Below are 26,437 nucleotides of genomic sequence, written 5' to 3'. Positions count from 1 at the left end.
TGCTCATTGCGACAAATCCTGCCACACAAAGCCAAACCCTGCCACTTCTTCAAAGGCACTTATCTACCGCTATAATTTTAGGCTTCAAGCAAAATTCTAAACAAAATTATAGTATGAGTACACAGCAAAAAGACTTGTCGTATTACAGATTACGACTACAAGAACATCTTAATTCAGGCTTTCCTGAAAAAGCCAGCGACCACAAATTTATCGACCAGCGTTCTTCGTGGGCTGCCAATGCTTACGAGGGTGCTTTCAGTTCGGGAAACGCTATTGAGCAGTGCAACGAAATAGCCAATTACATTCTCTTTGAGGGCTTACATTTTTCAAGGTTCGATACCATTTTTCAGGTGGTCTGCAATGAGTTCGATACCCTAATGGCAGACGAGGAACTTCGACCATTTGCCCTGAAAATGTTCCGTGTTTGCGAGCCTGTTTTTGCCAAATATAAACTGACCGATGATTTCGCCTACGGTTATGAGTTTGATGTACTCTACACCGAAATAACGGGAACCATCGCAATATGGATAACCGAAAATGGGCTTCAGTAAAAAGCAACATCTCCAACAGAATATTGATGCCCTGCGAATTGCTTTTAAACTGGAAAAGGAGAACCGACAAGCCACCGTAGGCGAAAGACTGCTAATGATGCAATACAGCGGATTTGGCGGTCTTAAATTCGTTCTGAACCCCGTTGAATATGAGATGGACATCAACAATTGGAGAAAGACCGAACACGACCTTTTCTCTATTACGCAGGAGCTGCATCAGGTTTTAAAAGAAAATGCCACAGACGAAAAGCAATACAAACGATTTGTGGACAGTATGCGAAGCTCCGTACTCACAGCATTCTACACACCGCCGGAGGTTATAGATGCCGTTTCTTCCGTATTGCGTGATAGCGGTTTGAAGATTGATAAATTCCTCGAACCCTCCGCAGGTATCGGCTCATTTATACAATCCTTTTCGGAAAATCAAAAAGCCAATGTTACTGCTTACGAAAAAGATTTGCTAACGGGCAAAATCCTAAAGCAGCTTTATCCCGCAAATAATATCCGCATAAGCGGTTTTGAGGAAATCCCCGAAAAGGAACAAAGCAGTTACGATGTTGTTGCCAGCAATATCCCGTTCGGTGATACCTCTGTATTTGACCTTTCATACTCCCGAAGTAGAAACCCCGCAAAGGAGCAAGCTGCCCGAAGCATTCATAACTATTTCTTTTTGAAAGGAAATGATATGCTCCGAGAAGGTGGTTTGCAGGCTTTCATTACCTCACAGGGGATTTTGAACAGCCCGAATAATGAGCCGATACGCAGGGCATTAATGGAAAACAACAATTTGGTTTCAGCTATCCGCTTACCCAACAATCTGTTTACAGATTATGCAGGTACAGAGGTTGGCTCTGACCTGATAATCCTGCAAAAGAATACAGCAAAACCAAATTTGACCGAAGCGGAAGAATTGTTTTGCCAAAGCAACAAAACAGGATATGGTACACCCAGCAATGCTTTATTTGAGGACGGTACAAGAATTATACATACGCATTGGAAAGTAGATACTGACCCTTACGGGCAACCTGCATTAATCTATACACACAAAGACGGCGTTGAGGGCATTGCAAATGCCCTCAAAGAGATGCTTTCCGAAGATTTTGGTAACCACCTGAATTTGTCTTTATACAAAGGCGAACAACACGATGAACCTTTTATACAAATTCCAACGCCGGTAATTCCGCCTCCCATTGTTGAGCGTGAAATCATTCAGCCCCAGCAACAGCTTTTTACGACACCTGTGATAAGACAGGAAAGTCCGCAGGAATTAAAACAGCTAAGCATTTTCGACCTATTTGAAAATACAGGTGAAACTGTGGCTGTCCTTGCTCCGCCAAAAAAAGCAACATCAGCCAAAAGACAGACCAGCCAGAGAAAACGAATGCCTATCAGTCGCCAGCCCGACCTGTTCAGTTCTGCAATGCAGCAACCTTACACGCTTCCTGTTTCAAATGGCAATAAAACATTTAATGGCAAAGAACAGGAAGTAATCGGCGATTTGTTTTCGCAACAAAACGGGAATGGCCAAGCTGATAAGCCAGCCATTCCCGTAGCCGTTCTTGCCGCCATTCCCGAACCTGCGCCGTTTAGTAACGAACTGCAATCGTTCCACCGAAACGATTGCCTTGTGGTAGATAATGGCTGGGTGGGTTATCTGCAAAGTGTAGATACCGCAGACGGTACGGCTGTCTTCCACCCGTTGCAATTACCTCCTACGCAAAAAGCAAGAGCCGAAGCGTATATACAGGTACGTGATGTTTACCAACAGCTTTATACCAAAGAAGCACAGCACCAAACTGAACACAAAGAAGAAAGGGAAAACCTTAACCGATTGTACGATGCCTTTATCAAAAGGTATGGCAATCTGAATAGCGCCGATAATATCAAGCTCATTAAAACGGACAGTGCCGGAAAGGAAATGCCTTATCTGGAGCGTGTGGTGGGCGGCGTGGTACACAAAGCGGATATATTCAGCCGTCCGGTCAGCTTTTCCATCACAACATTAGCTACCGACAATCCCGATGAAGCGTTGGCGGCATCGCTGAACAAATACGGAAGTGTGGATTTGGACTATATGTCCGAAGTGAGCAATATGACTGCCGATGTGCTGAAAGAAGCCTTACACGGCAGGATTTTCTATAACCCTTTGCAACAGGAATATGAAATCGCCGAACGCTGGATTGCAGGTAACGTGGTAGAAAAAGCGGCGGATGTAAGAAACTACCTCGAAAACAATCCCGATGATGCCCAAGCCAAAGAAAGCCTTACTGCTTTGGAAGAAGCCCGCCCAAGACGAATTGAATTTGAAGAGCTGGACTTTAACCTCGGCGAACGCTGGATACCGACTGGCGTTTATGCCCGTTTTGCTTCGCATCTTTTCGATACGGATGTGCGTGTACATTATTCCGAAAGCTCCGATGACTTTTCTGTAACCTGTGGACAGAAGAATGTGCATATATGGGACAAATATGCTGTTAAGGCAGAGAGCAGAACGTTTGACGGGATTAACCTGCTGAGGCACGCCCTTGTCAATACTACGCCTGATATTACCAAGAAAATCACAATAGATGATAAGGAAGTAAAGGTTAGGGATATGGAAGCCATTCAAATGGCAAACACCAAGATTGACGAAATCCGAACTGCCTTTACAGAGTGGCTCCACGCCCAAAACAATGAGTTTAAAAACAGGCTGACCGACCAATACAATGATACCTTTAACTGTTTCGTCCGACCGAATTATAACGGAACACATCAGGAGTTTCCGGGATTAGACCGCAAGGGGTTAAAAATCCAAGACCTGTATGATAGCCAAAAGGACACCGTTTGGATGATTAAGCTCAACAACGGTGCTATCTGCGACCACGAAGTAGGTGCAGGAAAAACGCTGGTAATGTGTACGGCAGCACAGGAAATGAAGCGGTTGGGGCTGGCTCACAAACCAATGATTATCGGGCTGAAAGCGAACGTACCCGAAATTGCCGAAGCATATAGAACCGCCTATCCGCACGCTAAAATACTCTATCCGGGCATTGACGATTTTACGCCTAAAAAACGCTTGCGGATTTTTGGTGATATTAAAAACAACGATTGGGATTGCGTGATACTCACACACGACCAATTTTCTATGATACCGCAATCGCCCGAAATGCAAAAGGAAATTCTCGAAATAGAACTGGACAGTGTGGAGCGTAACCTCGATGTGCTGCAATCGCAAGGAAATGAAGTTACCAGAGGGATGCTTGCCGGAGCGATAAAGCAAAAAGAAAATCTCGAAGTAAAGCTGAAAACCCTGCAACACGATATTGAGAACCGTAAAGATGATGTGGTGGACTTCAAAATGATGGGCATAGACCATTTGTTTGTGGATGAAAGCCACCAGTTTAAAAACCTCATTTTTAATACACGCCATTCAAGGGTTGCCGGATTGGGAAATATGGACGGAAGCCTAAAGGCTTTGAACCTGCTCTTTGCCATTCGCACTATCCAAGACCGTATTGATGCGGATATGGGTGCTACTTTTCTTTCGGGTACAACCATCAGCAATTCACTGACAGAGTTGTATCTGCTGTTTAAATACCTACGCCCAAGAGCATTGGCAAAGCAAGGCATTCATTCTTTTGATGCGTGGGCGGCTATTTACGCCCGTAAGACCACCGATTATGAATTTTCGGTGGCTAATAATATCGTGGCGAAAGAACGTTTCCGCTATTTTATCAAAGTACCGGAACTGGCTCAATTCTATTCCGAAATCACGGATTACCGTACAGCGAAAGATATTGGAATTGACCGCCCCGAAAAGAATGAGGTGTTATACAACATACCGCCAACTCCCGACCAGGAAGCATTTATCCAAAGCCTGATGCAGTTTGCCAAAACGGGCAATGCCACTTTATTAGGAAGAGAGCCGCTTTCTCAACGGGAAGAAAAAGCAAAAATGCTGATTGCTACGGACTACGCCCGTAAAATGTCGTTGGATATGCGAATGGTAAGCGATATTTATGAAGACCACCCCGACAACAAGGCTTCTCATTGTGCCGCTAACATTGCGAAGTATTACCACCAATACAATGCGCAAAAAGGAACGCAGTTCATTTTCTCGGATTTAGGTACTTATAAACCGGGTGAATGGAATGTATATTCTGAAATTAAACGCAAGCTCGTGGAAGACCACAACATACCTCCACACGAAGTCCGGTTTATACAGGAAGCTAAGAATGATAAGCAGCGTAAGGAACTTATCAAAGGAATGAACGAGGGCAAAATCCGTGTGCTGTTCGGTTCAACAAGTATGCTCGGCACTGGCGTAAACGCACAGAAAAGAGCCGTTGCCGTACACCATTTGGATACACCGTGGCGACCGAGCGACCTTGCCCAAAGGGACGGGCGGGCTATCCGAAAAGGCAATGAAATTGCAAAGCATTTTGCGGACAACAAAGTACAAGTAATTATCTATGCCGTAGAAAAATCACTGGACAGCTATAAGTTCAACCTGCTATTCAACAAACAGCTTTTTATCGACCAGCTAAAGAATAATAATCTCGGTAAGCGTACCCTTGACGAGGGTAGTATGGACGAAAAATCGGGTATGAACTTCTCGGAATATGTAGCAATTCTCTCAGGAAATACCGACTTGCTGGATAAAGCCAAAATAGAAAAGCAGATTGCCGGACTGGAAAGCGAAAAGCAGGCTTACAGTCGTTCTAAATACAGTGCCAAATATAAATTGGAAGACTATACAGCCGAACTTGACAAAGCCCAATCACGCTTTGACCGTATGAGCCTTGATTGGGGAAACTTAGAGCAACGGTTACAAAAACGGCAGGACGGTACGGTTGTAAATGCTCTTGTGCTGGACGGTTTATCGCCGAATGCCGATGTAAAACAGACGGGTGCAAAACTTAACCAGCTTGCGGACAAAGCACGTACAGGAGGCGATTATGAAGAAATCGGTAGCCTGTATGGTTTTCAGCTATTGGTAAAAACCGAAGTTTCCCAAAAAGAGGGCGTGGATATTCGTGTGAACCGATTTTTTGTACAGGGCGAGGGCAATATCAAATACACGTTCAATAACGGTGTTATGGCAAAAGACCCCGAAACGGCATCACTGAATTTTTTAAGGGCTTTGGAAAAGCTGCCTGTCTATATTAAAAAGGAACAGGAGAATATTGCCGAGTTCCAAAAAGATTTGCCTGTGCTTCAGGAAGTGGTTAACGGTACGTGGTCTAAAGAAACCCGTTTAAGCGAACTTAAAACTGAACTGGCTGCCGTAGAAAGGAAAATACAGCTTTCCATAGAACCTGTTAAACAAGTAGAAGAACCTGCGGAACAAACTGAAAAAAAGCAGCAAGCTCCAAAGGTGTCAGAAAGCATTATCAGAACTAAAGGTATCCATTTGCCACGAGGCGTACTATGAAAAGAAAACGGGGATCTGCAAGTCCCCGTTCCTTTTTTATCAATTTCTAATATTCATCTTCTTCCAGCTCATCCATCCGTTTTATCAGCGCATCACGCAGGCTGTCAAGAAACTTCGTCCGGTTTATTTTTCGGGCTTTCAGCTCCATAAATGTATGGTAAAAGTCGCCTAAATCAACATTAAAGATGCTTTCAAATGTTTTGGCGATTACTTTAATATCCGTATTGTCAAATACACCCTGAGCGTGAAGGGCATATATCAATTCTGTCAATGCAGTTTTACTGCCTCGCCAATTTAAGTTAGGTAATTCTATTGATTTGCTTTTATGTATCGGGCTGTGAAGCTGGTCTTCAAGATATACTTGTATCAGGTCATTGGCGATGATTTTTGCAGCCTTATAATCGTGGGAAGTGGAAAAATTATGGTCCGCTTCAAAATAATAGGTGTCCAGACTTAGTTTAATGTCATACTTTCCCCGTACAAATAGCTTATCATCTATAAAAGTATTATTGGTTCTGTAATATTTATAAAATTCGAGGTTATTGTCAAAATATCTTTTGAGTTTTTCCAATTCATCATTATAGTATTTCTTCACTGCCTTACCGCCATAAGGTTTCTTTGTTTCGATTTTATAGATAGCGTTATAATAGATGAGCTTTGAAACAATAGCGGGCTTTTGATGCTTGAAAAAACGAATTTCTTCCTCTACATTTTTAAATCCTCTGTTCAATACATATTCTTTCACATTAGACAGGCATTTGATGATAAGTTTTATTATCACTTCAATCTGTTGTATGGAGCAATCCGTTTCAGTTTCTAATTCTTTGATTGCGGCTTCCAGATTATTCAACGTTTCGTTATAAAATTTATCCATCCTGTTTATTTTGAAATTTCTATTGGACACCTACATTGAATTAGTTGATGTCATTACATAGGGTTAGCTAATCGGTCAAAGTGCCTTTTTACGATTTCCTTTCGATGATTTAAAGGTTAAAACAGCAATTACCGCCAAAGCCAACGTAAGCATACCTCCATACAAGAACTCTTTTTCGGGAAACCGTGTGCCTAAAAAACCTGCTATCGGGTATGCTATTGCCCACCACAAATGAGAAAACGCAAAGTGAGAACCGTACACCTTACCTTGATTTTCTGATGCAATGTTTTCGCCTATTAATGTTTCTGACGGCATATCGGCAAGCGTTTGACCTATACCTGCCAAAACCCATAAGAACAGCAAGCCGTTGTACGGAACAAAATTGGCAAAGCTGATAGCTAAACCTATCAGGACAGCCCCGCTTATCAGCGATATGCTCCGTGTTTTGGTTTTATCAAGGCTGCCTAACAGAAAAGCCGTGATAGCTGCGCCTACTCCGAAAATTGCCATTATCCAGCCGTAATGCTTATCATCTAAAGCTAAAGATGTTTTTACCAAACCAACGGTATTTACCAATACCATAGCTCCGGCAATAGCAGATATAAATTCAATACTTAAAGAGAACCTTAAAATCTTGTTTCCAAACAATAAGCGAATACCTTTTATTACTTCGCTCCACGTATTGCCGGGCGGTGTACTATCGGTATTCACTCCTTTTTGCAGTGCTGCCACCGGTATAGTCAATATCAGTAGTATGGCAATGAATAATGTTGCTCCATTGACAAAGAAAATCTGCTTGGCTCCTAACCATACCGCAAATATCCCCGCCAATGCAGGACCAAATACGCTTAACAACTGAAAAGTTGCCATTGATAAGCCGTTGGCTTCCCTGTATATTTCTTTGTCTACTATCTGTGGGATAATAGCCCTGTATGTTGGCGTGAAGAATGCAGCGAATACGTTCAATGCAAATATCAACCCATACACCTGCCACTCGGCATTTACAAACGGCAGCATACACACAATTGCCATTCTTGCCAGTTGCGTTATCAGCAATATGTTTTTTCGCTTTAATTTTTCAGACACTACGCCTGCAAAGGGCGAAAAAATGATATACGCCGTTACCCGCAAAGTGAGAGCCGATGCCAATATAGCTGCCGCATTATCGGGGCTGATTTCATAGGTAAGCAATGCCAATCCTAACCACGTAAAGGCATCCCCGAACAAACTTGCGATTTGGGCAAAATAAAGCCTTGCGAAAGTCGAGTTCCGTAATGTTTTAAATGGTTCTGTAAACGCTTTTTTTAATAATTGTAATTCCATTTTACATTTTTAAATTATTCTTATTAAGCGGATAAGCACCGCCGTCAGACGGTGCTTTTTTCTATCCGCTTCGTTATGGTTTCTTAAAAATTCATTATCAGTTTCACACTGATATTACGTCCCATATTGAAAACGCCCATTCTTCCCGTTGCCGGATTTTCAGGAGCATATTTCAGTCTGCTTAAATGACTTTGATAAGCCACATCAGCAAGATTTTCTCCACTAATGAACAAAGACATAAAGTCGCTCCGGTTGAACGCCTTAATATTTGTTCCGATACCTGCACTCAATAAAGTGTATGCGGGTGTTGCTGTTTCTGTTCCGTAAGCACTGAAAAACTTATCCTGCTGAAAGAAGTGGTTAATCCCAAATTTGATGTAAGCGTTGGAAAACGTTCTATTTACATTCCTTAATTCGGCTTTGATTTCGCCCCTGTATCTCGGGGCTGGGATAAACGGCAAGTATTTCGAGCTTTCGGGTTGGCTGCTTTGGGTAGCCTGTACATACGAAAATGAGTTTTCCAAATGCAGCCATTCTATCGGTTGCGGGTGTATGTCCAAATAAATTTCGCCACCAACTAAGGTAGCGTTGCCCGCTGTATATTGAAAGGCTGGCGCACCATCAACAGGGTCGGGAATAATTTCCGTTCCGTCTTCCGCAACAAGTTTTTCGAGATAGATATAATTTTGAATGAAGTTTACAAATGGCGTAAGCTCCAACGTAATGTGTTTGGAGTTCAGAAAATAGGCAACATCTATCTGGTGACTGATTTCTGATTTTAAATCAGGTGTTCCGAACAGATAACGAAACGTTCCCTCGTGTCTTCCGTTCGCTGACAGTTCCGTACTGTTCGGCGCTCTGAAACCTCTCGATACATTGAATTTTAACGTAGAATTTTTATCGACTTGATAAGACAATCCTAAGCTACCGGAAACGCCATTGTAGTTTTTATTAAAGGCACTGAACTTTAATTCCGCATCGGGGTCTGTACTTTGCACAGGCTCTTCGTCTTCATTAAGATAGAGTTCTTTTGAGTTCATAGACCTGTTGTCAAATCTAAGTCCTCCGGCTAAAGTGAGTTTGCCAAAAGTTTTCTGTGTAAAAAGAAATGCTCCGGCATCAAACAGATTATAGGCAGGTATCAAAAATTCTTCCCCTCTGTTGGTGTTGGATTGCCACATACCACCGATACCAACCGAAGTTTCCCAGCCTCTTGATTTTTCAAAATTATACCGCACATTATAATTAAGTGTGTTCAAATCAAAGAACAATGCCGGTTCATTGGGAGCGGCGGGGTTTTCATACTCTCTTCGTTTATTGTTCTGAAAACCGAAATCGGCATTAATTGTACCTTTATTCAATATGAAATAATTGTTGGAAGAAACGCCCAAATGGTTGATGGTCTGATGTGGAAAACCGACCTTATACCCTTTATAATCATTTCCGCTTGCAACTACTTCATCGCCATTGGCATTTTCATAGATAAATCTTCCTAACTCGTCCCTTTCGCCCTCTACAAGATTAAGCGTGTTGTTATAAGAGCTGACGGTGAGGTGCGAGTGTCCCCACCTTTTGTTTATTCCCAAGAACAAGCTGCCGTTAAGTTCCTTAAAACCCGAATTGAAGACTTTCCCATCGTAGGCATTTTGATAGTTGCCCGCAAATTTATTACTAAACCTGCCCAACCATTGTAAACCATCCTTATTGCCTGCATTGGAAAGGGAGTAGCCTATCAGGTTATTATTGCTTTGGTAATTCGTAGAAACCTGCGTTTTTATCTCACCTATTGGCAAGGCTTTAGGAGCAAGAAAGTTAAGCACTCCGGCAATACCGTCCGAGCCGTACATCAGGCTGCCGGGACCTTTCACTACTTCCACTCTGTCCACCGCATTCTCATCTATTTCAATACCGTGTTCATCTCCCCATTGCTGCCCTTCTTGACGAATACCGTTATTCAATGTAATCACCCTGTTGTATCCCAATCCTCTTATGGTAGGTTTTGAAATTCCCGTACCCGTTGTTATCTGGTTTACGCCCGGTATGTTTCTCAAACCGTCAATCAGGTTGGTAGCACTGTTTTGTTTTAAGGTGTTGCCGTCAACCGCTTTGACAATAACAGGGCTTAATCTTAGTTCTGTCGAGCGGGTTACACCTGTGATGATTAACTCGTTCAGCTCCGTAATGGCAGGACTTAATACAAAGTCCATAACCGTATCTTGTGCTATCGTTATTTTCTCGATTATTGGTTCATAACCTGTAAAACTTATCTCTAAAAGATATGTTCCCCGTTTCAGGTTTTTGATTTCATAATTACCGTTTACATCCGTTGTGGTTCCGGCTTTTAAATCAGCAATATAGACTGATACCCCGGCTAAATTTTTATTATTTTCCTGGTCTTTTACTGTACCGGAAATTCTGTTTTGTGCAAATATGTTTAAGGTTGCTGAAACAAAGGCAACCAATAGCAATACGCTTTTTAAATTCATAAATCTGATTTTTTAATTCTTATAATTTGAGCTGGATAAACAGACGCTCCGGCTGCTTACCTCTATAAAAAATCAAATTATTGGCGGACCTCTGTTTTGGGTTTCAGGAAGTGTGGCTTCGTAAAAATTTGCCTTATATAATGTATATTCCGAACGATGTTCAACATTAATGCAAACAAACTGTATAGCGGTAAAAAGATGAACAGATACACAATGATTGTCACAAAGAAAACACTTCTTTAATACTTTGCTAAGGTGGGCTTTATGTTCGCAGAAACTATTGCTGCCATCTGAATAGTAAACAGTTTTTTCACATTTGGTTGCTTTTTCAAATGCAATAATTTCATCGTGGTGGTGAAACATAAGTGCAGGGCTGTTGCCGAACAGGTATAACAGCAACAGAAAAAGTCCTGCAAATTTTATGTTTCTTTTATCTTTCAATTTTAGCTACGATATGGTTAAAAATGTTTTGGATTTTCCTGTAAACTCAACGGGTATCTACCAAAGACAATCCTGAAAATCGGTTGCCATATGTAACAATAAGCCCAGCGCAACAATCCTGACTATTTTGTTGCCGAACAGCAAGAGCAAGAAATACACTGCTATTGCATAATACGAATGCAGGTAGTGAAAGCCAACGCTGCATCTGTTCGGGTCGAATATCGGTTCTGCAAACAGGTGGTCTATATCAACAAGCATTGTTGCTAACAAAATTATCCAGACCATCTTCCATTCCTTTCTGAAAAACACGAAGGCAACCAATCCCGGAAAGAGAAGGTGCAAAGCGTAGTGGATAATATTTTGCAGTACGAATAAGGACATTTAGTTATTTTTCTTTGGTCGTTTTTTAGTCGGGTATGAAGCCTATTAATAGTTTATGTTGATTTGTTATGGAAATAAAGCCTTGCGGAAGTCTTATTCCACAAAGCCTTATTATTTCACCGCCAATTTTAGATGAAAAATTAGTGTTGATGTCCGTGTGCTTTGTCAGCAGCAGAAACCTCATTTTTAAATTTTCCAACCAACTTTTTGCCCTCATAGGTAATCGTAACGGTGCAATTCGTATGGATGCCATTTTTAGGCAATGCCACTGTCAATGCTCCATTTTTACCTGCGATAAGATTAGCTGTTGATTTACTGCCATTTTCAAAAGCAAATTCTACCGAGCCGGTAGCCGTTTTGGTTAACGTTTTAGCATTGGCATCCAGCACATAAAAAGTAAGCGCATTGTTGGCTTTTACCATTTCGATATGGTAGTTGTCAATATCTACCATTTTACCCCCGTGTGGAGCTGCACCGTGTCCGCTTTGAGCCATTGCAGGGCTAATTGCTAAAGTTGCAATAGCAACCACTAAAGCCATTCCGATTGATTTGATTTTTCTCATTTTTTTTGATTTTTAAAAAGTGAATAATTAAGAATTAAATTTTTACCCTAAGTAATTTGATTGAATTAAGAAACACCAGCGTATCAGGTAACAGGTGGATGATGGCTGCCTGCACCGGTCCTAAAACTCCCGTTAACACCAATGTGATACCTACAACGTGTACCACACCCACACCGCCGATGATATTTTCCTTAATTGTCCTGAATGCTTTTTTACTGATGGCTTTGGAACGGGCTATTTTTTCCAGCTTATCTTCCACCAATACAATATCAGCCGCTTCCATTGCAGCTTGTGTACCCACTATGCCCATAGAAATACCTACATTCGCCTGTACCAAAGCAGGTGCATCGTTAATGCCGTCACCAACCATTGCTACTTTTTCGCCTTTGGATTGTAGTTCCTGTATCGCCTTGATTTTGTCTTCAGGCAGCATATCTGCCCTGAATGATGTAATACCTAATTGTCCTGATACGTGTGCTGCCGTCTGTGGATTGTCGCCTGTGAGCATAATGATGTTTTCTACACCGCTTCTTTTCAATTCCTCAATCATTTCCTTTGCTCCCGGACGTATCGCATCTGACACATAAAACACAGATGCCGCATTGCCATCCACCGCCATATAGATAGCCGTATCGGTGAGGTTTTCGCTATTGACGGTTACGGAAATAGTATGGTCGTCCATCAGCGTTTTGTTACCTATCAGCACTTTTTTATTGTTGATGGTAGCACTGATACCTTTCCCTTTGAATACCTCAAAATCCGTAGGCTCTGATAACGAAGCACCCATATTGTCCGCATACATCAGTATAGCATTGGCAAGGGGGTGGCTGGAACGGTTTTCCGCTGATGCCGCTAATTGCACCAATTCTTTTTCAGTAAAGCTGTCATCGAGTATTTCAACTCTGTTTACGGTAGGCTTACCTATGGTCAATGTGCCTGTTTTGTCAAAAACAATGGTTTTTATCTTCGCCAATTCTTCCAAAAACTTACCGCCTTTTACAAGTATTCCTTCTCTTGCGGCTCTTGCTATGGCAGAAATGGTTACTAAAGGCGTAGCTAAGCCTAATTCGGCAGGCGAAGTGAAAATAAGCAGGGCTATCACGAGCTTTACATCTTTAGTTAGTAGGTAAACACCCAATACAAAAACGAAAACAACGGGTATCAGCCACGCCGCTACCTTATCCGTTAATTTTTCAATAGGGGCTTTACTGCTTTCTGCTTCTTCTACCAAAGCGATAATGCGTGAAAACACCGTATCTTTTCCCGCTTTGGTCATTTCTACGTCCAAAGCCCCTAACTCCAGTATTGTACCTGCAAATACTTCTGTACCGGAATTTTTTTCTACGGGTACGCTTTCTCCTGTTATGGGGGCTTGGTTTACAGACCCCGAACCCGCCACTATCTTACCGTCAACGGGTATTTTTTCGCCAGCCTTTACCACCACAATATCACCCACCGTCAGTGATGCAATAGATACGGGCTGCTCGTTACCGTCCTTTTTCAATATGGCTGTCTGTGGCACAGAACCGATGAGTTCCTTTATAGATGCTCTTGCTCTTTCACCGCTTGCACTGGCAATGTATTCGGCAATCAGGATAATCATCAGCACCACAGAACCCGCTAAATATTCTTTACCAACGACCGATACGATTACGGCAATGGAAATAAATAACTCCGTACCTATTTTCCGTTCCCTGATTAATTCGAGAATGGCAGTTTTTAGCAATGCGTATAAACCAAAAGCCGTAGCTGCCAGCAAGACGGGAAGTGGTATAATTTCTAAATAAAACAACAGGCTGGCAATACCCACTGTAATAATGCGTATGATTTCCCAAAAAAATTGCCGGGAAAAAAAGGTTTGTAAATAGTTCATATTGTTATGATATTAATGGGTATGCCCTTTGGATATACCCAAGTTTGAAATAACTACCGATAATATGAGCAATGCTATAAACAATACTACCCCAAGGGCAATCAAACCATACTTCATCTTTTTAGATAGGGGTCTGTTATTTGTACCTCCTTTTCTTTTCGGAGGAGGTACAAATTTTTTCCTCTTTCTTGTTTTCCGACTTCTATTTGTTCTTGATTTCATACAGTAGATAGCATTGTCTTATTCTTCCTCTTCAGCGTTTTTAATTGCCGAAAGAATGGTATAAGCATTTTTAGTAACTACCTTTAATGATTGCTGATTAACACTTTGAGGCAATTCGATAGCCGTATAGCCTTCCTGTTCCATACCTTTGGCAACTTGTACCAACTGGAAGGTATAGCCGTCTTTACTATCCGCTGTTTGAATAATGATGTAATCCAAACCGTCCAACTGAACAATGGCATCATTCGGTACTGCACTCTTTTGTTCCGTTCCTGTTTCTACCCACGCCTTTACATACATTCCCGGTAAAAGTTTTGCATCTTTGGTAAAGCGGCAAAGCACAGGTATCATTTTTTTGTCATCGGCTGCCTGACCTACCAAGTACACTTTTGCTGTGTGGCGGTAATCATTCTCATTAGATAATGAAAACTTAACCGTTTGCCCAACCTGAATTTTTCCCAAGTCTTTTTCAAAGGCATTTAAGGCAAGATGCAGGGCATCTGTACCTGTTATCTCAAACAGCACATCGGTAGGGGCAGCATATTTACCAATGTTGGTATTGCTGCTTTTGATATAACCTGAAATGGGTGCATAAATGCCCGCAGTTCTGGAAATTTTATTGCTGCTTTTTAAACTTGCGCTGCTGATGCCAATGAGTGCCATTTGCTGTTCTAATCCGGCAATACGGGCTTTCATTACATTATAATCTGAACTTACCTGTTGAAAAGTCTTTGCTGCATTCACATCCTCGTTTCTCAATTCCTGCTGCCTTTTGTATTCCTGCGATAAATATTCCAACCTGCCGATACTTTCCAGATATTCCTGCTGAATGGTAATAAATTCCGGGTTTTCAATGGTGGCTAATTGCTGTCCTTTTTTTACAGCTTGCCCCGGTAGCAGCCCTGCTGTTTTTATATAACCTCCCAATGGTGCTGACACTGTGGCTATACTGTTAGGGTCAGCTTCGATAGCTCCCGTCAGCTTGATGATATTACTTAGGTTTCTTAATTCGATAGCACCTGTTTGTATCTCTGATAGCTTATACTGGTCAGGAGTAAACGTAATTTGTCTGACCGAAGAAGCTGTGTCCGCCTTGCTTTCTGCGGTAGTCTGCTCCCCGGCAGCTTGCTCTTTTTTATCCTTACAGGATACTACCACTATTGCTGATAGCAGTAGGAGCGGTATATATTTTTTAAATGACCTATTCATTATTTTAATTTTTTTGAATGATTAATTTTTACCTGAAATTGCTTCTATGGAAATAACGACCCTGTTGAAATTATACAGGTTGTCTATATACTCCGAATGGATGTTATTGGATAGCGTAAGGTTTTGCAAATATTGTGTATAGGAAATATCACCGCTTCTAAAACCTTTATCCGAGTTGTTGATAATCAGGTCTGCCTGCGGCAATGCCTGTGTCTGATAATAGTTTATTGACTTCTGATATTTCACATACTCCTGCGCCAGCTCTTTTAATTGTCCGTTCAGGTTCATCGTTGTCAGTTCCACCTGTTTTTGTGCAATCTGCTCGTTGATTTTAGCCGCATTGATTTTGGATTTATAACCTCCGGGGAAAAGAGGAATAGCAACACCAATCTGGAAAAAATTAAACCGGTCTTTTCCGGTATAGGTTCTGTCTATACCGTTTATTGTTTGCAAGCCTTTGTAGGTTTGACCGTTATAACCTAAAATAATATCCGGTAGCATCTTGCTTCTCTCCAAAGAGATTTCTCTTTGGCTTACATTGATTTCCTGTTGCAGATATTGAATGATGGGATTATTGGCAGTAGATGCGTTATCCATAGGCAATAATATATCTCTTGGAACTAATGCGGTATCTGCTATACTGATATCATCGGTTGTGTTGAGCAATGTCTGTAAAAGCTGCTTGGCAATTTTTATATCGGCTTCGTTCTTTTCCAGCTCATTTTGAATTTGCCGGTACTGTACAGATGAAGTAGCATTTTCAAGGCTTGTACTTTCTCCTGTCCGGTATCTCACGTCGCTTGCTTTGCTTAGCTTACTAAAAATGGTGTCCTGCTCTAACAACAGCTTCCTTTTTTCCAAAATGTACTGGTATTGCAGGTAAGCCAGCTTCACGTCTTCTACAAGGTCGTTTTCGGTCACAGCTTTGTATTTTTCGCTGCTTTGTATTCTTTCCTGCGCCAGCTTTGACTGGTTGCCGTAAACCGTTGGAAAATCAAAACGCTGTGTAACACTGATTAAATTATCATTAATGGTAGGATTACTCACTACGCCCTGCGTATAGGAAATTTCTGTCTTAGGAATAGTAACGCTTCCTTTTTTTAAAGCCTGCTGGACATTGATGTTATACTCCGCTATCTTGATGCTGTTGTTGTTTTTTAACGCCTCGTCAATAGATTGCTGCAAGGTCAGCACTCTCGTTCCCGAATTGGATGGTACTTGCGCCTGCATTACAGATGGGAAACAGAAAAATCCCAATAGCAATATGGCGGTAGGTAAGGCTTTGTTTTTACGCATTTTGAAAGATGATTTAGTGAAGTAGATATACAGTACCGGCAGCACTACAAGGGTTAAAGCGGTTGCCGTTATCAGCCCTCCAATAACTACCGTAGCCAACGGGCGTTGTACTTCTGCACCTGATGAGCTGGACAAAGCCATTGGTAAAAAGCCTAAAGAGGCTACGGCGGCTGTCATCAATACAGGTCTTAACCTTACCCGAGTGCCAATACGCACCCTTTCGTAAATATCTTCTACACCGTCTTTTGCCAATCGGTTAAATTCCGCTATCAATACAATCCCGTTCAGAACCGCAACCCCAAACAACGCAATAAAACCTACACCTGCAGAAATACTGAAAGGCATATCCCTGATAAGTAGAGCAAATACACCGCCTATTGCAGACAATGGAATAGCTGTGAATATTAATAAGCCCTGCTTTACCGAACGGAATGTAAAGTATAAAAGCAATAGGATGAGCAATAGTGCGACAGGCAAAGCTACTGCCAGCCTTGCGTTGGCTTCTTCGAGATTTTTAAATTGCCCGCCATAGGTGATATAATAGCCTGATGGCATCTTAACCTTAGCATTCACAATATCCTGAATATCGTTTACGATGCTTTTTACATCTCGGTTTCTTACGTTGAAACCAAGTGTAATCCGTCTTTTCGCATTATCTCGCTGTATTTGTACCGGACCGGGTTTGTAAGCAATATTCGCCACCTCGCTTAAAGGGATTTGCTGACCTGTGGGCGTACTTACAAATAGATTTTGAACATCTGTAATGTCTGCTCTTGAAGCATTATCCAATCGTACTACCAAATCAAAACGTCTTTCTCCCTCGTACACCAAACCTGCTGCTTTACCGGCAAAGCCTGTTTCGATGGCACTGTTCACGTCCTCAACGTTCATTCCGTATTGGGCTATCTTATCTCGGTCAAACTGTATGCTGATTTGTGGTAAACCCGTAATTTCTTCCACATACAAATCTTCTACACCCTCAACATTTCTTATTTTCCGACCTACATCTGAAGCAAGGTCAGAAAGCACATCTAAATCTTCACCGTATATTTTTAAAACCACATCCTGCTTAGCACCGGTAAGCAATTCGTTAAAACGCATCTGTATGGGTTGCTGGAAACTGAATGTTGCATTGGGGATTACAGATAGAGATTGTTGCATTTTTTCAATCAGTTCTTCTCTGTCGCCTGCACTTGTCCATTCTTTTTTAGGCTTTAGCTTAACAACCATATCTCCCGCTTCAATAGGCATTGGGTCTGTCGGAATTTCACCCGAACCTATTTTGTTTACTACCTGTTCTACTTCGGGATAGTTCTTCAATAAAATGGTTTGTGCTTTTTGGGAAACGTCTATCATTTGGGTGATGGAGCTTCCCACGGGAACCCTTGTTTCCACTGCAAAATCGCCCTCGTCCAACTGCGGGATAAATTCACCGCCCATTCTGTTGAATGTGATAAGTGTGATGATGAACAATACCACTGCAACCGATACTACCAAAAGTTTTCGCTTCATCGCACCATTAATGATAGGTGTATAAACTTTCTGTATGGCTTTCATCATCCTGTCCGAAAAGTTTTCTTTGTGCGTTGTCTTTTTACTCAACACCAATGCAGACATCATCGGAACGTAAGTGAACGATAACAGGAATGCGCCTAAAATGGCAAAAGAAACTGTTTGTGCCATTGGTCCAAACATTTTACCCTCAACGCCTACCAATGCTAATAAAGGCAGGTACACGATTAAGATAATAATCTCGCCAAATGCTGCTGCGGAACGTATCTTACGGGACGACTGATAAACTTCTTCGTCCATTTGGTCTTGTGTCAGTTTAGCCACGCCACCGTACCGTTCCTTGCTACCTGTAATCCTATGCAACACCGCCTCAACTATAATGACCGTTCCGTCAACGATTATCCCGAAGTCAATTGCCCCCAAGCTCATCAGGTTTCCTGAAACTCCAAAAACCCGCATCATTGCTATTGCAAACAACATTGCCAGTGGAATTACAGAAGCCACTACCAATCCGCCTCGCAGGTTTCCTAAGAAAAGTATCAATACAAAAATTACAATTAATGCCCCTTCAATAAGGTTGGTTGAAACGGTTGAAATAGCTCCGTCCACCAATTTTTTACGGTCGAGGAAAGGCTCTATTTCTACACCTTCGGGTAAACCTTTCTGAATTTCCGCAATCTTTTCTTTTACATTGGTAATAACCTCCGATGAGTTAGCTCCTTTCAACATCATAACGATACCTGTAACGGTTTCGCCCTCACCGTTACGTGTGGCTGCTCCGTATCTTGGACCGTTGCCAAAACGAACTTCGGCTACATCTCTTAACAAAACGGGTACGCCTCCCTCGGTTTTTATAACAATTTTTTTGATTTCCTCAATGTTCTTTACCAAGCCTTCGCTTCGGATAAAGAAAGCATTCGGACCTTTATCAATATATGCACCTCCCGTATTTTGGTTGTTTTTTTCCAGTGCTGTGAAAATATCGGAGATATTAATGTTCTGGCTGGCAAGCCTGTCAGGTTCAATGGCGATTTCGTATTGCTTTACAAACCCTCCGAAGCCACTTACTTCCGCCACGCCGGGCGTACCTAATAGCTGCCGTTTAATAATCCAGTCCTGAATGGTTCTTAACTCTGTGGCATCGTACTTATCTTCATAGCCTTTTTTGGGATGGATAACGTATTGGTAGATTTCGCCCAAACCGGTGGTTACAGGAGCCATTTCAGGCGTACCCACCCCTTCGGGGATATTTTTAGCTGCAATAGTCAGCCTTTCCTGTACCTGTTGCCTGCCCCAATAGATGTCTACCTTTTCTTCAAATACAATGGTAACAATAGAAAGCCCAAAACGGGAAAAGGAACGCATATCCTTTATACCCGGAATGCTGACCATTGTCTGCTCCACGGGAAAGGTTACGAGCTGTTCCACTTCCTGCGCCGCCAGTGTAGGCGATACAGTAATGACCATCACCTGATTATCCGTGATGTCAGGTGTGGCATCAATAGGAAGTTTGGTAAGCGAATAGGAACCCCAGCAAATTAATGCCAGGGTAAATAATCCTATTACCAACTTATTCTTGATTGAAAAATGAATGATGTTATTTAACATATCATAATGTTATTAGAATATTTATTGTTTAAGAAGATACTGTCCTTTCATTTTGATTTTAACAGTAATGTTCTCATTGGAATTGTTTTTGAAATACCAGCCCTGCGGACCTTCAAACGGAGCGACTAAAGAGCCGACCATATTATTGGAATAGGCAATAGTATAGCTTTCAAAGTAGTTGCTGTTGTTCTTTACTTCGCCGTGAAAGTCAAAGTATAGCTCACCTTTATCGGTAATCCATTCATATTTCATCTGACCGTATTTCAACATATTTACTTTGTATTCCAATCCTTCGCCTGCCGGAATAACCACGCTTACCTCGTCTGTACGTTCTGCCAGTTGAGTGGCTGGTGGCGGGTTATCTGCCGCCGCTGGTTTGGCAACATCTGCCGGAGAGCCAACATTTTCCAGTTTTAGTATCTTGTGCGGTCCCGAAGCCAACGCTTCCGTACCTGCATCACCAACATACAGCTTGCTAAAGCCTGTTGCCTTGCCAATACCCAAAGGGTCTATCCCGTATTCAGCCGGGAGTACGGCACTTACCAAGAGTACCGCTCCAATAACCAAAGCAATAATGACCTGCTTTACAATGGATTTCTTATCTAAGATTTGATGTGCTATTTCTGCCATTTTGATATTTGTTAAGAGTTAAAATAACCGACTAACTGATAGCCGAATAATAAAAAGCCTGCTGCCATCAGCAACATATTTGTAACTGTTGAGAATTTTAGAAAACTCGGTGACCTTCTCCAATTAGTGATGATAAACAATACAAGGGCTAAGGCTATGAACTGACCTATCTCTACACCGATATTGAAGCCAAGCAGGTTGGTCAATAAGCCGGTTCGGTCAAAGCTCAATTCCTGTAACTTACTGGCTAAACCAAACCCGTGAAAAAGTCCAAAGATTAAGACTGCCGCTTTGGTATTGGGCTGACGTCCTAAAAACCTTTGAAAGCCTCCTAAATTATCGAAGCCTTTATACACGATAGACAATGCAATAATGGCATCAATCAGATAGGCATTGATTGCCATATCTGCCAATACACCCAGCAATAGGGTAATACTGTGACCAATGGTAAAAAAACTCACATAAAGCAGTACTTCTTTTGGGCGATACAGAAAAAAGATAACGCCTACAAGAAAGAGCAGGTGGTCATACCCGGTGAGCATATGCTTTGCCCCGATATACAGAAAAGGAACGAAAGCTACTCCCGAATTGCCGCTTAAAAATGTCTGGGTATCCTCATCTACTCCGTGAGCATACGCCGCCCCTGAAACCAATATCAGTAGGGCTATTGATAGAAAAATTTTGATATACTTCATTTCCGGATTTTTTGTTAATTGAAAGCATAGCATCGAGGATGTGCATAGGTGAATACACACATCTCACGATGTACAGTTTGTGAAATCAATTATGCACACGGATTAAGCGTAATCCCCAAAAGGATTAATGCTTGTGTCCGTGAGCTTTGTCTATGCTGTCCTGATTAACTTTAGGCTGCGCAGCAGATTTATCTGTGCTGTCAGCAGGTGTATGATTACCCGCAGGGTCGTGGGAATGACCGTGAGCCTTGTCAATGCTGTCCTGATTGACTGCCGGAGCTGTTAGTTCCTGTTCTGAATTTGAATTATCCGAAGAAGATTTTTCGCTGTTATTGCAAGCTGTAAACGCAAGTGCAGCAAATGCCGCTATAATGAATGATTTTTTCATCGTTAAAATAAATTTGATATTAAAAAAGAAATAATTCGCCCGTAGGATTGGGCGTAACTCAAATTTTAACTTTCAGAGAATGAAAGTTAAGCAACGATGAAAGAGGGAGGTCCCCGAAGGGTGTATGCTCCGAGGAGCGGTGGTAAATAAATAAAGTGTCCATCAGGTGGAAACGTGTGTTTCTGATAGACAACTATATATTCAACAGGCGGAATGAAATCAATCGGTAAAGCCTTGATTGATTTTACATCATCCTTTGAAATAACAATTCTGGTTTCGCTTGAATTAGTAAAAGATACGTGTTCGCCAGCGTGTATAAAACCCGAAAAGGCAAGCTCTAAAGGTGTTTCTTTACTATTGTTATGATGATTGTTGCCATTCTGATGCCCGTCATTGGCAATATCTGCGTGGTGGTGGTGCGATACAATGCCGTGCCCCAAAATAACTAATTGGGCAGCAATTAAAAACAATATGGCAATATATTTACGCAACATTATGGCAAAGATATACAAATAAGTTCATTTGGTAATAATTCGGTGCAAAAAAATGAATTTAGCCCCCAATAAAATATTACAATGGCAGATGCTTAAATTTAAAAAGCCTTTTACACAGGCTCAACAGGAATATGGATTGCTCTCTCCATATTTTCGTAAGGATTTGTCAGCGGGCTTTGCGGTAAAATCTCAAATGCAAAAGGTTGTTTAATCCTGTAAGGGCTTTGATGCAGCCATTCGTATAAGCTGTGAAAAGTATGGAATATTTGTTTTGTATCGCCTGTAATGCCACATACGGCAAACTTTCCGCCGTCAATGTTTAGTATATCAATGCCTTTGGGTATCTCCTGATGTGCCTGTAACGTTATTCCTGCCTGATATATGCCTGCGTGTGGATTGACAATGCCGACAAATTGCGTGTTCACAGTCAGTAAATCCCTTGCCTCTGCAAACTGAATAACTCTTTTGAAACTCTTATGAATTTCTCCGATGTCTGTTAAAGGTGCATTTACAAAAATGACTTTAAGCGATTGGGCTTTTTTTATTTCAATGCTCAAATCCTTTTCCCTGCCGTTATTATCATTTACGAAAAAGTTCCCATTGATTTTTATATGCTTCAGGTACTTTGTAATAGTCGTGTGGTCTTTTGACGGAATGTTCCGCAATTCCTCTGCCGAAATACCAAAGAAATTCCTAAAGCTCCTTGCAAATGTAGAAGATGAAGCAAAACCGTTATCCAGTGCAATTTCGGTAATGGATTTGTGCGTATGTGTGAGCAAATAATGGGCAACATTTATCATTCTTACCTTTATGATAAACTGTTTCGGGCTTTCGCCAGTTACCTGCTTAAATATTTTTTGGAAATGAAAAGGCGAATAATTAGCGATGCCCGCAAGTTGTGCTAACGAAAGCTCCTCTTGCGGGTTTTGCTGAATGAAGTTGATAACTGCATTGATTTTCTTTTTATGTTCCGTTGAAATATCAAACATCGCTTACAAAGGTAATCAAAATACAGGCTAATGGTTTGAGTGCTGCTCCATTCCGTTGTGGTGTGGCGGTGTATGATGCCCTGAATGAAAATGATGAATAATGCCGTGAACAATGGTTGCAACAAGGATGAGGTGAAGCATCACAAGAACGACTTTACTGAAATGGCGATACCATTTTCCAAGCGAATGCCTGTCTATGTAAATCCTCAAAAAAACGGCTGCAATCAACGTCAATAATTCAAAGGTCAAAAGACCTGCTAAATGTAAGTGAAACATAATTTTATATGTAAGCTGATTAAATTAAAAAAAGCAAAGAGCAACCTTATATTGTTACTCTTTGCTGTAACTGCGTTCATCATTTTTTAACAACAAGTTTTTCAGTTGCGGCATTAAACTCAATCGCCTTTTTGTTGCTTTCGGCAACTCTCGATTGTTTGCCGTGAATGATTTTTCCCAAAGGGCAAATACCGTCAGCAGGTGGTTGGTGTCCTACGTGCAATGCCGCTCCAAGTGTAAGAACAGAAGCCGCACTTAACATTACAATTTTACCTTTCATATTATTTTCGACAGTGATTATAGTGCTGTCCCCGCACTTCTAATAATTTACTAAGGCAAAGATTGAATGTTTACATTGCATACACTTTACAAAACGAGGGAAGTAGTTTGCATTTCTTGCGATTGTTGCCAAAACATTTAAAGAACTTTCACTATTCGGCTATTGTTCCTGCACCAAATGCTGTAAGTTCGGGTCGTTCTTGATACGCTCCATTTCGCTGACTACAATATTCAGTATATCAGATTTTATCTGTTTGTAATTGCTTTCAATTTCCTGCTTCATTTTATCCTCGCCCTGCTCATTTACAAAAGATAAGATTTGCGGTATCTTTTGATAGGCTTTGCTTTCTGCTGCTACCTTTTCATTATCTACCACAATTTCGGCGTGAAAAATCTTTTGCTCGATACGTTCATCAAAGTTATCTGATACAGAACCGACAAACATCCCTTGCGTTAAAGTTGAGATTTTGGAAGCGGGAATAAGGCTGTCTAACTGTGTGGAGATAGAGGTAGATTTATCGTTGCGGTTAATCGTCATACTTTGGCGTTTCTGCAACACTTTACCAAAGCGTTCTGATAGGCTCTTTGCCGTTTCTCCAACCACCTGACCACTAAAAATATTGCCTACGGTATTCTGTATTACCTTGCTTTCTTTATCGCCGTAATCCCTCGTCAATTGCGAAAAATCCTGAAAGCCCAAGCAAACCGCTACCTTATTACTTCTCGCCGTTGCGATAAGATTGTCCAGTCCCCGAAAATAAATGGTGGGCAATTCGTCTATGATAACCGAACTTTTAAGCTGTCCTTTTTTGTTGATGAGCTTTACAATTCTTGAATTGTATAAGCCCAATGCTGCGGAGTAGATATTTTGACGGTCGGGGTTATTGCCTACACATAAAATTTTCGGCTCTTTCGGATTGTTGATGTCGAGCGTGAAATCATCGCCTGTCATCACCCAATAAAGGCTCGGCGAAATCATTCTTGATAAAGGAATTTTTGCCGATGCAATTTGTCCCTGTAACTGGTCTTGTGCGCCGCCTTGCCACGCATCCATAAAGGGCGACAAATAATTTTCCAAATCGGGGTAAGAGGTTAAAATCGTGAACACGTCCGAATACTTTTTATTCAGCAATTCAATGGCGTGTGGGAACGTACAATACTTACCATTCTCGTAGATTTTCAGATACCAAATAATGGCAGCCAATAAGATAATTGGGCTTTCTACGAAGAAATCGCCCTGCTTCTGTATCCAGCTTCGGTTGAGGTTTAGCATTATGGTATAAGCCGCTTCGTAAGCATCGGATATGTCGGTCATAAAATCGGGATTGAGTGGATTGCAACGATGGCTCTTGCGTGGGTCGTCAAAATTTATCACGTAAAATTTTGGCTGTACTTTGTACTTGTCCCTGTGCTTCAGTAAATGATTGTAGGCAATGGTAGAAAGGTCGTCAAACTTGAAATCGTATATGTACATACTGAAACCTTTCTCTATCTGCTGCTTGATGTAGTTATTTACAATCGCATACGATTTACCCGAACCCGGAGTGCCTAACACAATTGATGCCCTGAATGGATTGACGATGTTAATCCAGCCGTTGTTCCATTTTCCTTTGTAATAAAACTTCGTGGGAAGATTGACAGAGTATTCGTTTTCCATCAACTTGGTTTCCTGCTGAAAGCTCTCGTTCTCGTTGTTGAAAACATCGTCCATCAGGTTGTTGCGAAGCAAACGGCTCATCCAAACGCCAGCGACCATTAAGGCGATATACCCTAAACCTGTGGTTAAGATATACAGAAATGTAGCGATTAATAACGGTAGCTTTAGTAAAGGGAAATTCAGAAAGAACAGGATAATACCGATTGCTAAAGCCACATAGATTTTAGACCAGGTTATCTTCTCATCTTTAACGCCCTTTGTTCCCAAACAGCTCAAAGCCAACAAAACCAAAGCGAAGACTTTGGTATATAAGGTATGCGAAAACAGCCCTGCCGTTCGCTGAAAGTTGCCTAATATTTTATTGATTAACTCCAATGTCCAGCCACGCTCTATAAAGAAACCGTAGCAGAACCAATAAAGGTGCATCAGCACTATGATGATGCTTACTGCCCGCATAAAAGCCATTATCTTGGCAAGTCCTCTTAAATCGTCTTCTCCCTGCATTTTTGTAAAATTTTAAATGTTCGGGCGTGAATTTAGAAGCTGTGTTGTGTGGCTATAAGAATGTGGCAGTGAATGGCAGTGTTTGGCATTAAGAGGCTATAAAGCCTTCAATACCGTTCAGGTAATCCAATGATTTTTTTTAAATTTATACTCGTGAAAACCATTTTGCTATTCTCGTCTGTTGGAACAAGCAAGATTTAAAAGAGGAATGCTATGAATTGGAATAATCCTGATGCTTATCCCGGAGAAACTGAAGAAGAATATGAAATTCGGAAAAGAGGTGAAAGCCAAGCTGCCACCGGATTAATGTCTGGGATAATAAAGTTTTTTCTTTTCGGCTTAAAAATAGCGGCTATTTTCGGCGTGTTCTTTTACGCCGGGTTTTTGCTGTCGCAAAAATTGTGGGGCAAAGAAACTGATAACTTTAAGATTTGGGCATTCTCCCTATTATTTGCCTACCTCATCTTCTGCATCGTTTATTTTTTGAAAGGAACTATTATAGGATTACGGAGAAAGAACCAGAGGCTATGGATATTACCGTGGGCTATCTGTGTTTTATTATGCTGCATTGTTCCTGCATTCATTATAAAATCAATAGTAGCTGGTATGTTCAGCGTGACAGAACGAGATAGTATATGGTGTATCGGGCTAAGCTGGGGAGCGTTTGTACTTTCCGCATTATACATCTACGGTATTTATCAATTCAAAACACCTACTGCACCTAAGATTTTGCATTGGAGCTATGCGTTGGGGCTGAAAGTTTCTACATAATA

Annotated in this window: 20 protein-coding genes; 3 read left to right on the top strand and 17 right to left on the bottom strand. The window is 41.4% G+C overall.

What is annotated here, in order from left to right; translation table 11 throughout:
• The first annotated feature begins 113 nt into the window (after positions 1–113).
• Together H6W52_RS08490 and H6W52_RS08485 are read left to right on the top strand one after the other, a co-directional pair.
• Complete coding sequence (locus H6W52_RS08490; RefSeq protein ID WP_024567727.1) at positions 114–551, top strand: DUF1896 domain-containing protein; 438 nt, start codon at positions 114–116, stop codon at positions 549–551.
• Entirely contained in the window at positions 538–5,964 is a 5,427-nt protein-coding gene (locus H6W52_RS08485; RefSeq protein ID WP_024567728.1) for an N-6 DNA methylase, read from the top strand. The genes H6W52_RS08490 and H6W52_RS08485 overlap by 14 nt, the downstream gene beginning before the upstream one ends.
• A gap of 46 nt (positions 5,965–6,010) precedes the next feature.
• Here the strand turns inward: H6W52_RS08485 and H6W52_RS08480 are convergent, their stop codons facing one another.
• The 17 genes from H6W52_RS08480 to mobC all read right to left on the bottom strand — a co-directional run bounded on the left by H6W52_RS08480 (position 6,011) and on the right by mobC (position 25,664).
• Entirely contained in the window at positions 6,011–6,838 is an 828-nt protein-coding gene (locus H6W52_RS08480) for an RteC domain-containing protein (protein WP_024567729.1), read from the bottom strand.
• A 75-nt stretch (positions 6,839–6,913) separates the two neighbouring features.
• On the bottom strand, positions 6,914–8,161 hold the full coding sequence (locus H6W52_RS08475) for an MFS transporter (protein ID WP_024567730.1): 1,248 nt from the start codon (positions 8,159–8,161) through the stop codon (positions 6,914–6,916).
• Positions 8,162–8,244: 83 nt separating this feature from the next.
• Positions 8,245–10,647, bottom strand: coding sequence for a TonB-dependent receptor (locus tag H6W52_RS08470; protein ID WP_024567731.1), 2,403 nt, complete (start codon positions 10,645–10,647; stop codon positions 8,245–8,247).
• 72 nt (positions 10,648–10,719) lie between these two features.
• Positions 10,720–11,088: a hypothetical protein gene (locus H6W52_RS21210; protein ID WP_024567732.1), complete on the bottom strand. Its 369-nt coding sequence runs from the start codon at positions 11,086–11,088 to the stop codon at positions 10,720–10,722.
• Between the two features lie 57 nt (positions 11,089–11,145).
• Positions 11,146–11,469, bottom strand: a complete 324-nt coding sequence (locus H6W52_RS21205; protein WP_024567733.1) for a DUF6122 family protein — start codon at positions 11,467–11,469, stop codon at positions 11,146–11,148.
• Positions 11,470–11,609: 140 nt separating this feature from the next.
• Positions 11,610–12,032 (bottom strand): hypothetical protein, encoded by a 423-nt coding sequence (locus H6W52_RS08460; protein ID WP_024567734.1) that lies wholly within the window; start codon positions 12,030–12,032, stop codon positions 11,610–11,612.
• A gap of 34 nt (positions 12,033–12,066) precedes the next feature.
• Positions 12,067–13,905, bottom strand: coding sequence for a heavy metal translocating P-type ATPase (locus H6W52_RS08455; RefSeq protein ID WP_024567735.1), 1,839 nt, complete (start codon positions 13,903–13,905; stop codon positions 12,067–12,069).
• A gap of 240 nt (positions 13,906–14,145) precedes the next feature.
• Complete coding sequence (locus H6W52_RS08450) at positions 14,146–15,336, bottom strand: efflux RND transporter periplasmic adaptor subunit (RefSeq protein ID WP_024567736.1); 1,191 nt, start codon at positions 15,334–15,336, stop codon at positions 14,146–14,148.
• A gap of 21 nt (positions 15,337–15,357) precedes the next feature.
• Positions 15,358–19,752: a CusA/CzcA family heavy metal efflux RND transporter gene (locus H6W52_RS08445; RefSeq protein WP_024567737.1), complete on the bottom strand. Its 4,395-nt coding sequence runs from the start codon at positions 19,750–19,752 to the stop codon at positions 15,358–15,360.
• Positions 19,753–19,773: 21 nt separating this feature from the next.
• The gene (locus H6W52_RS08440; RefSeq protein ID WP_024567738.1) at positions 19,774–20,382 is read right to left on the bottom strand and encodes a hypothetical protein; all 609 of its coding nucleotides are present in this window, start codon (positions 20,380–20,382) and stop codon (positions 19,774–19,776) included.
• An 11-nt stretch (positions 20,383–20,393) separates the two neighbouring features.
• Positions 20,394–21,077, bottom strand: coding sequence for a HupE/UreJ family protein (locus tag H6W52_RS08435; RefSeq protein WP_024567739.1), 684 nt, complete (start codon positions 21,075–21,077; stop codon positions 20,394–20,396).
• A gap of 124 nt (positions 21,078–21,201) precedes the next feature.
• Positions 21,202–21,465, bottom strand: a complete 264-nt coding sequence (locus H6W52_RS08430; RefSeq protein ID WP_024567740.1) for a hypothetical protein — start codon at positions 21,463–21,465, stop codon at positions 21,202–21,204.
• 86 nt (positions 21,466–21,551) lie between these two features.
• Positions 21,552–21,977: a hypothetical protein gene (locus tag H6W52_RS08425; protein ID WP_228375991.1), complete on the bottom strand. Its 426-nt coding sequence runs from the start codon at positions 21,975–21,977 to the stop codon at positions 21,552–21,554.
• 92 nt (positions 21,978–22,069) lie between these two features.
• Entirely contained in the window at positions 22,070–22,948 is an 879-nt protein-coding gene (locus H6W52_RS08420) for a helix-turn-helix domain-containing protein (RefSeq protein WP_024567742.1), read from the bottom strand.
• Between the two features lie 27 nt (positions 22,949–22,975).
• On the bottom strand, positions 22,976–23,224 hold the full coding sequence (locus H6W52_RS08415) for a hypothetical protein (RefSeq protein WP_133147453.1): 249 nt from the start codon (positions 23,222–23,224) through the stop codon (positions 22,976–22,978).
• Between the two features lie 79 nt (positions 23,225–23,303).
• Complete coding sequence (locus H6W52_RS08410) at positions 23,304–23,504, bottom strand: hypothetical protein (protein ID WP_024567743.1); 201 nt, start codon at positions 23,502–23,504, stop codon at positions 23,304–23,306.
• 159 nt (positions 23,505–23,663) lie between these two features.
• Positions 23,664–25,664, bottom strand: coding sequence for a conjugal transfer protein MobC (mobC, locus tag H6W52_RS08405; RefSeq protein WP_024567744.1), 2,001 nt, complete (start codon positions 25,662–25,664; stop codon positions 23,664–23,666).
• A gap of 213 nt (positions 25,665–25,877) precedes the next feature.
• On the opposite strand from mobC, the gene H6W52_RS08400 reads away from it, so the two are divergent.
• Entirely contained in the window at positions 25,878–26,435 is a 558-nt protein-coding gene (locus H6W52_RS08400; protein ID WP_024567745.1) for a hypothetical protein, read from the top strand.
• Positions 26,436–26,437 lie beyond the last annotated feature (2 nt).

This window comes from Chryseobacterium sp. C2(2020) (genome assembly GCF_014218915.1).
Taxonomy (GTDB): domain Bacteria; phylum Bacteroidota; class Bacteroidia; order Flavobacteriales; family Weeksellaceae; genus Chryseobacterium; species Chryseobacterium mucoviscidosis.
This window is presented reverse-complemented; position numbering and strand designations above follow the sequence as displayed.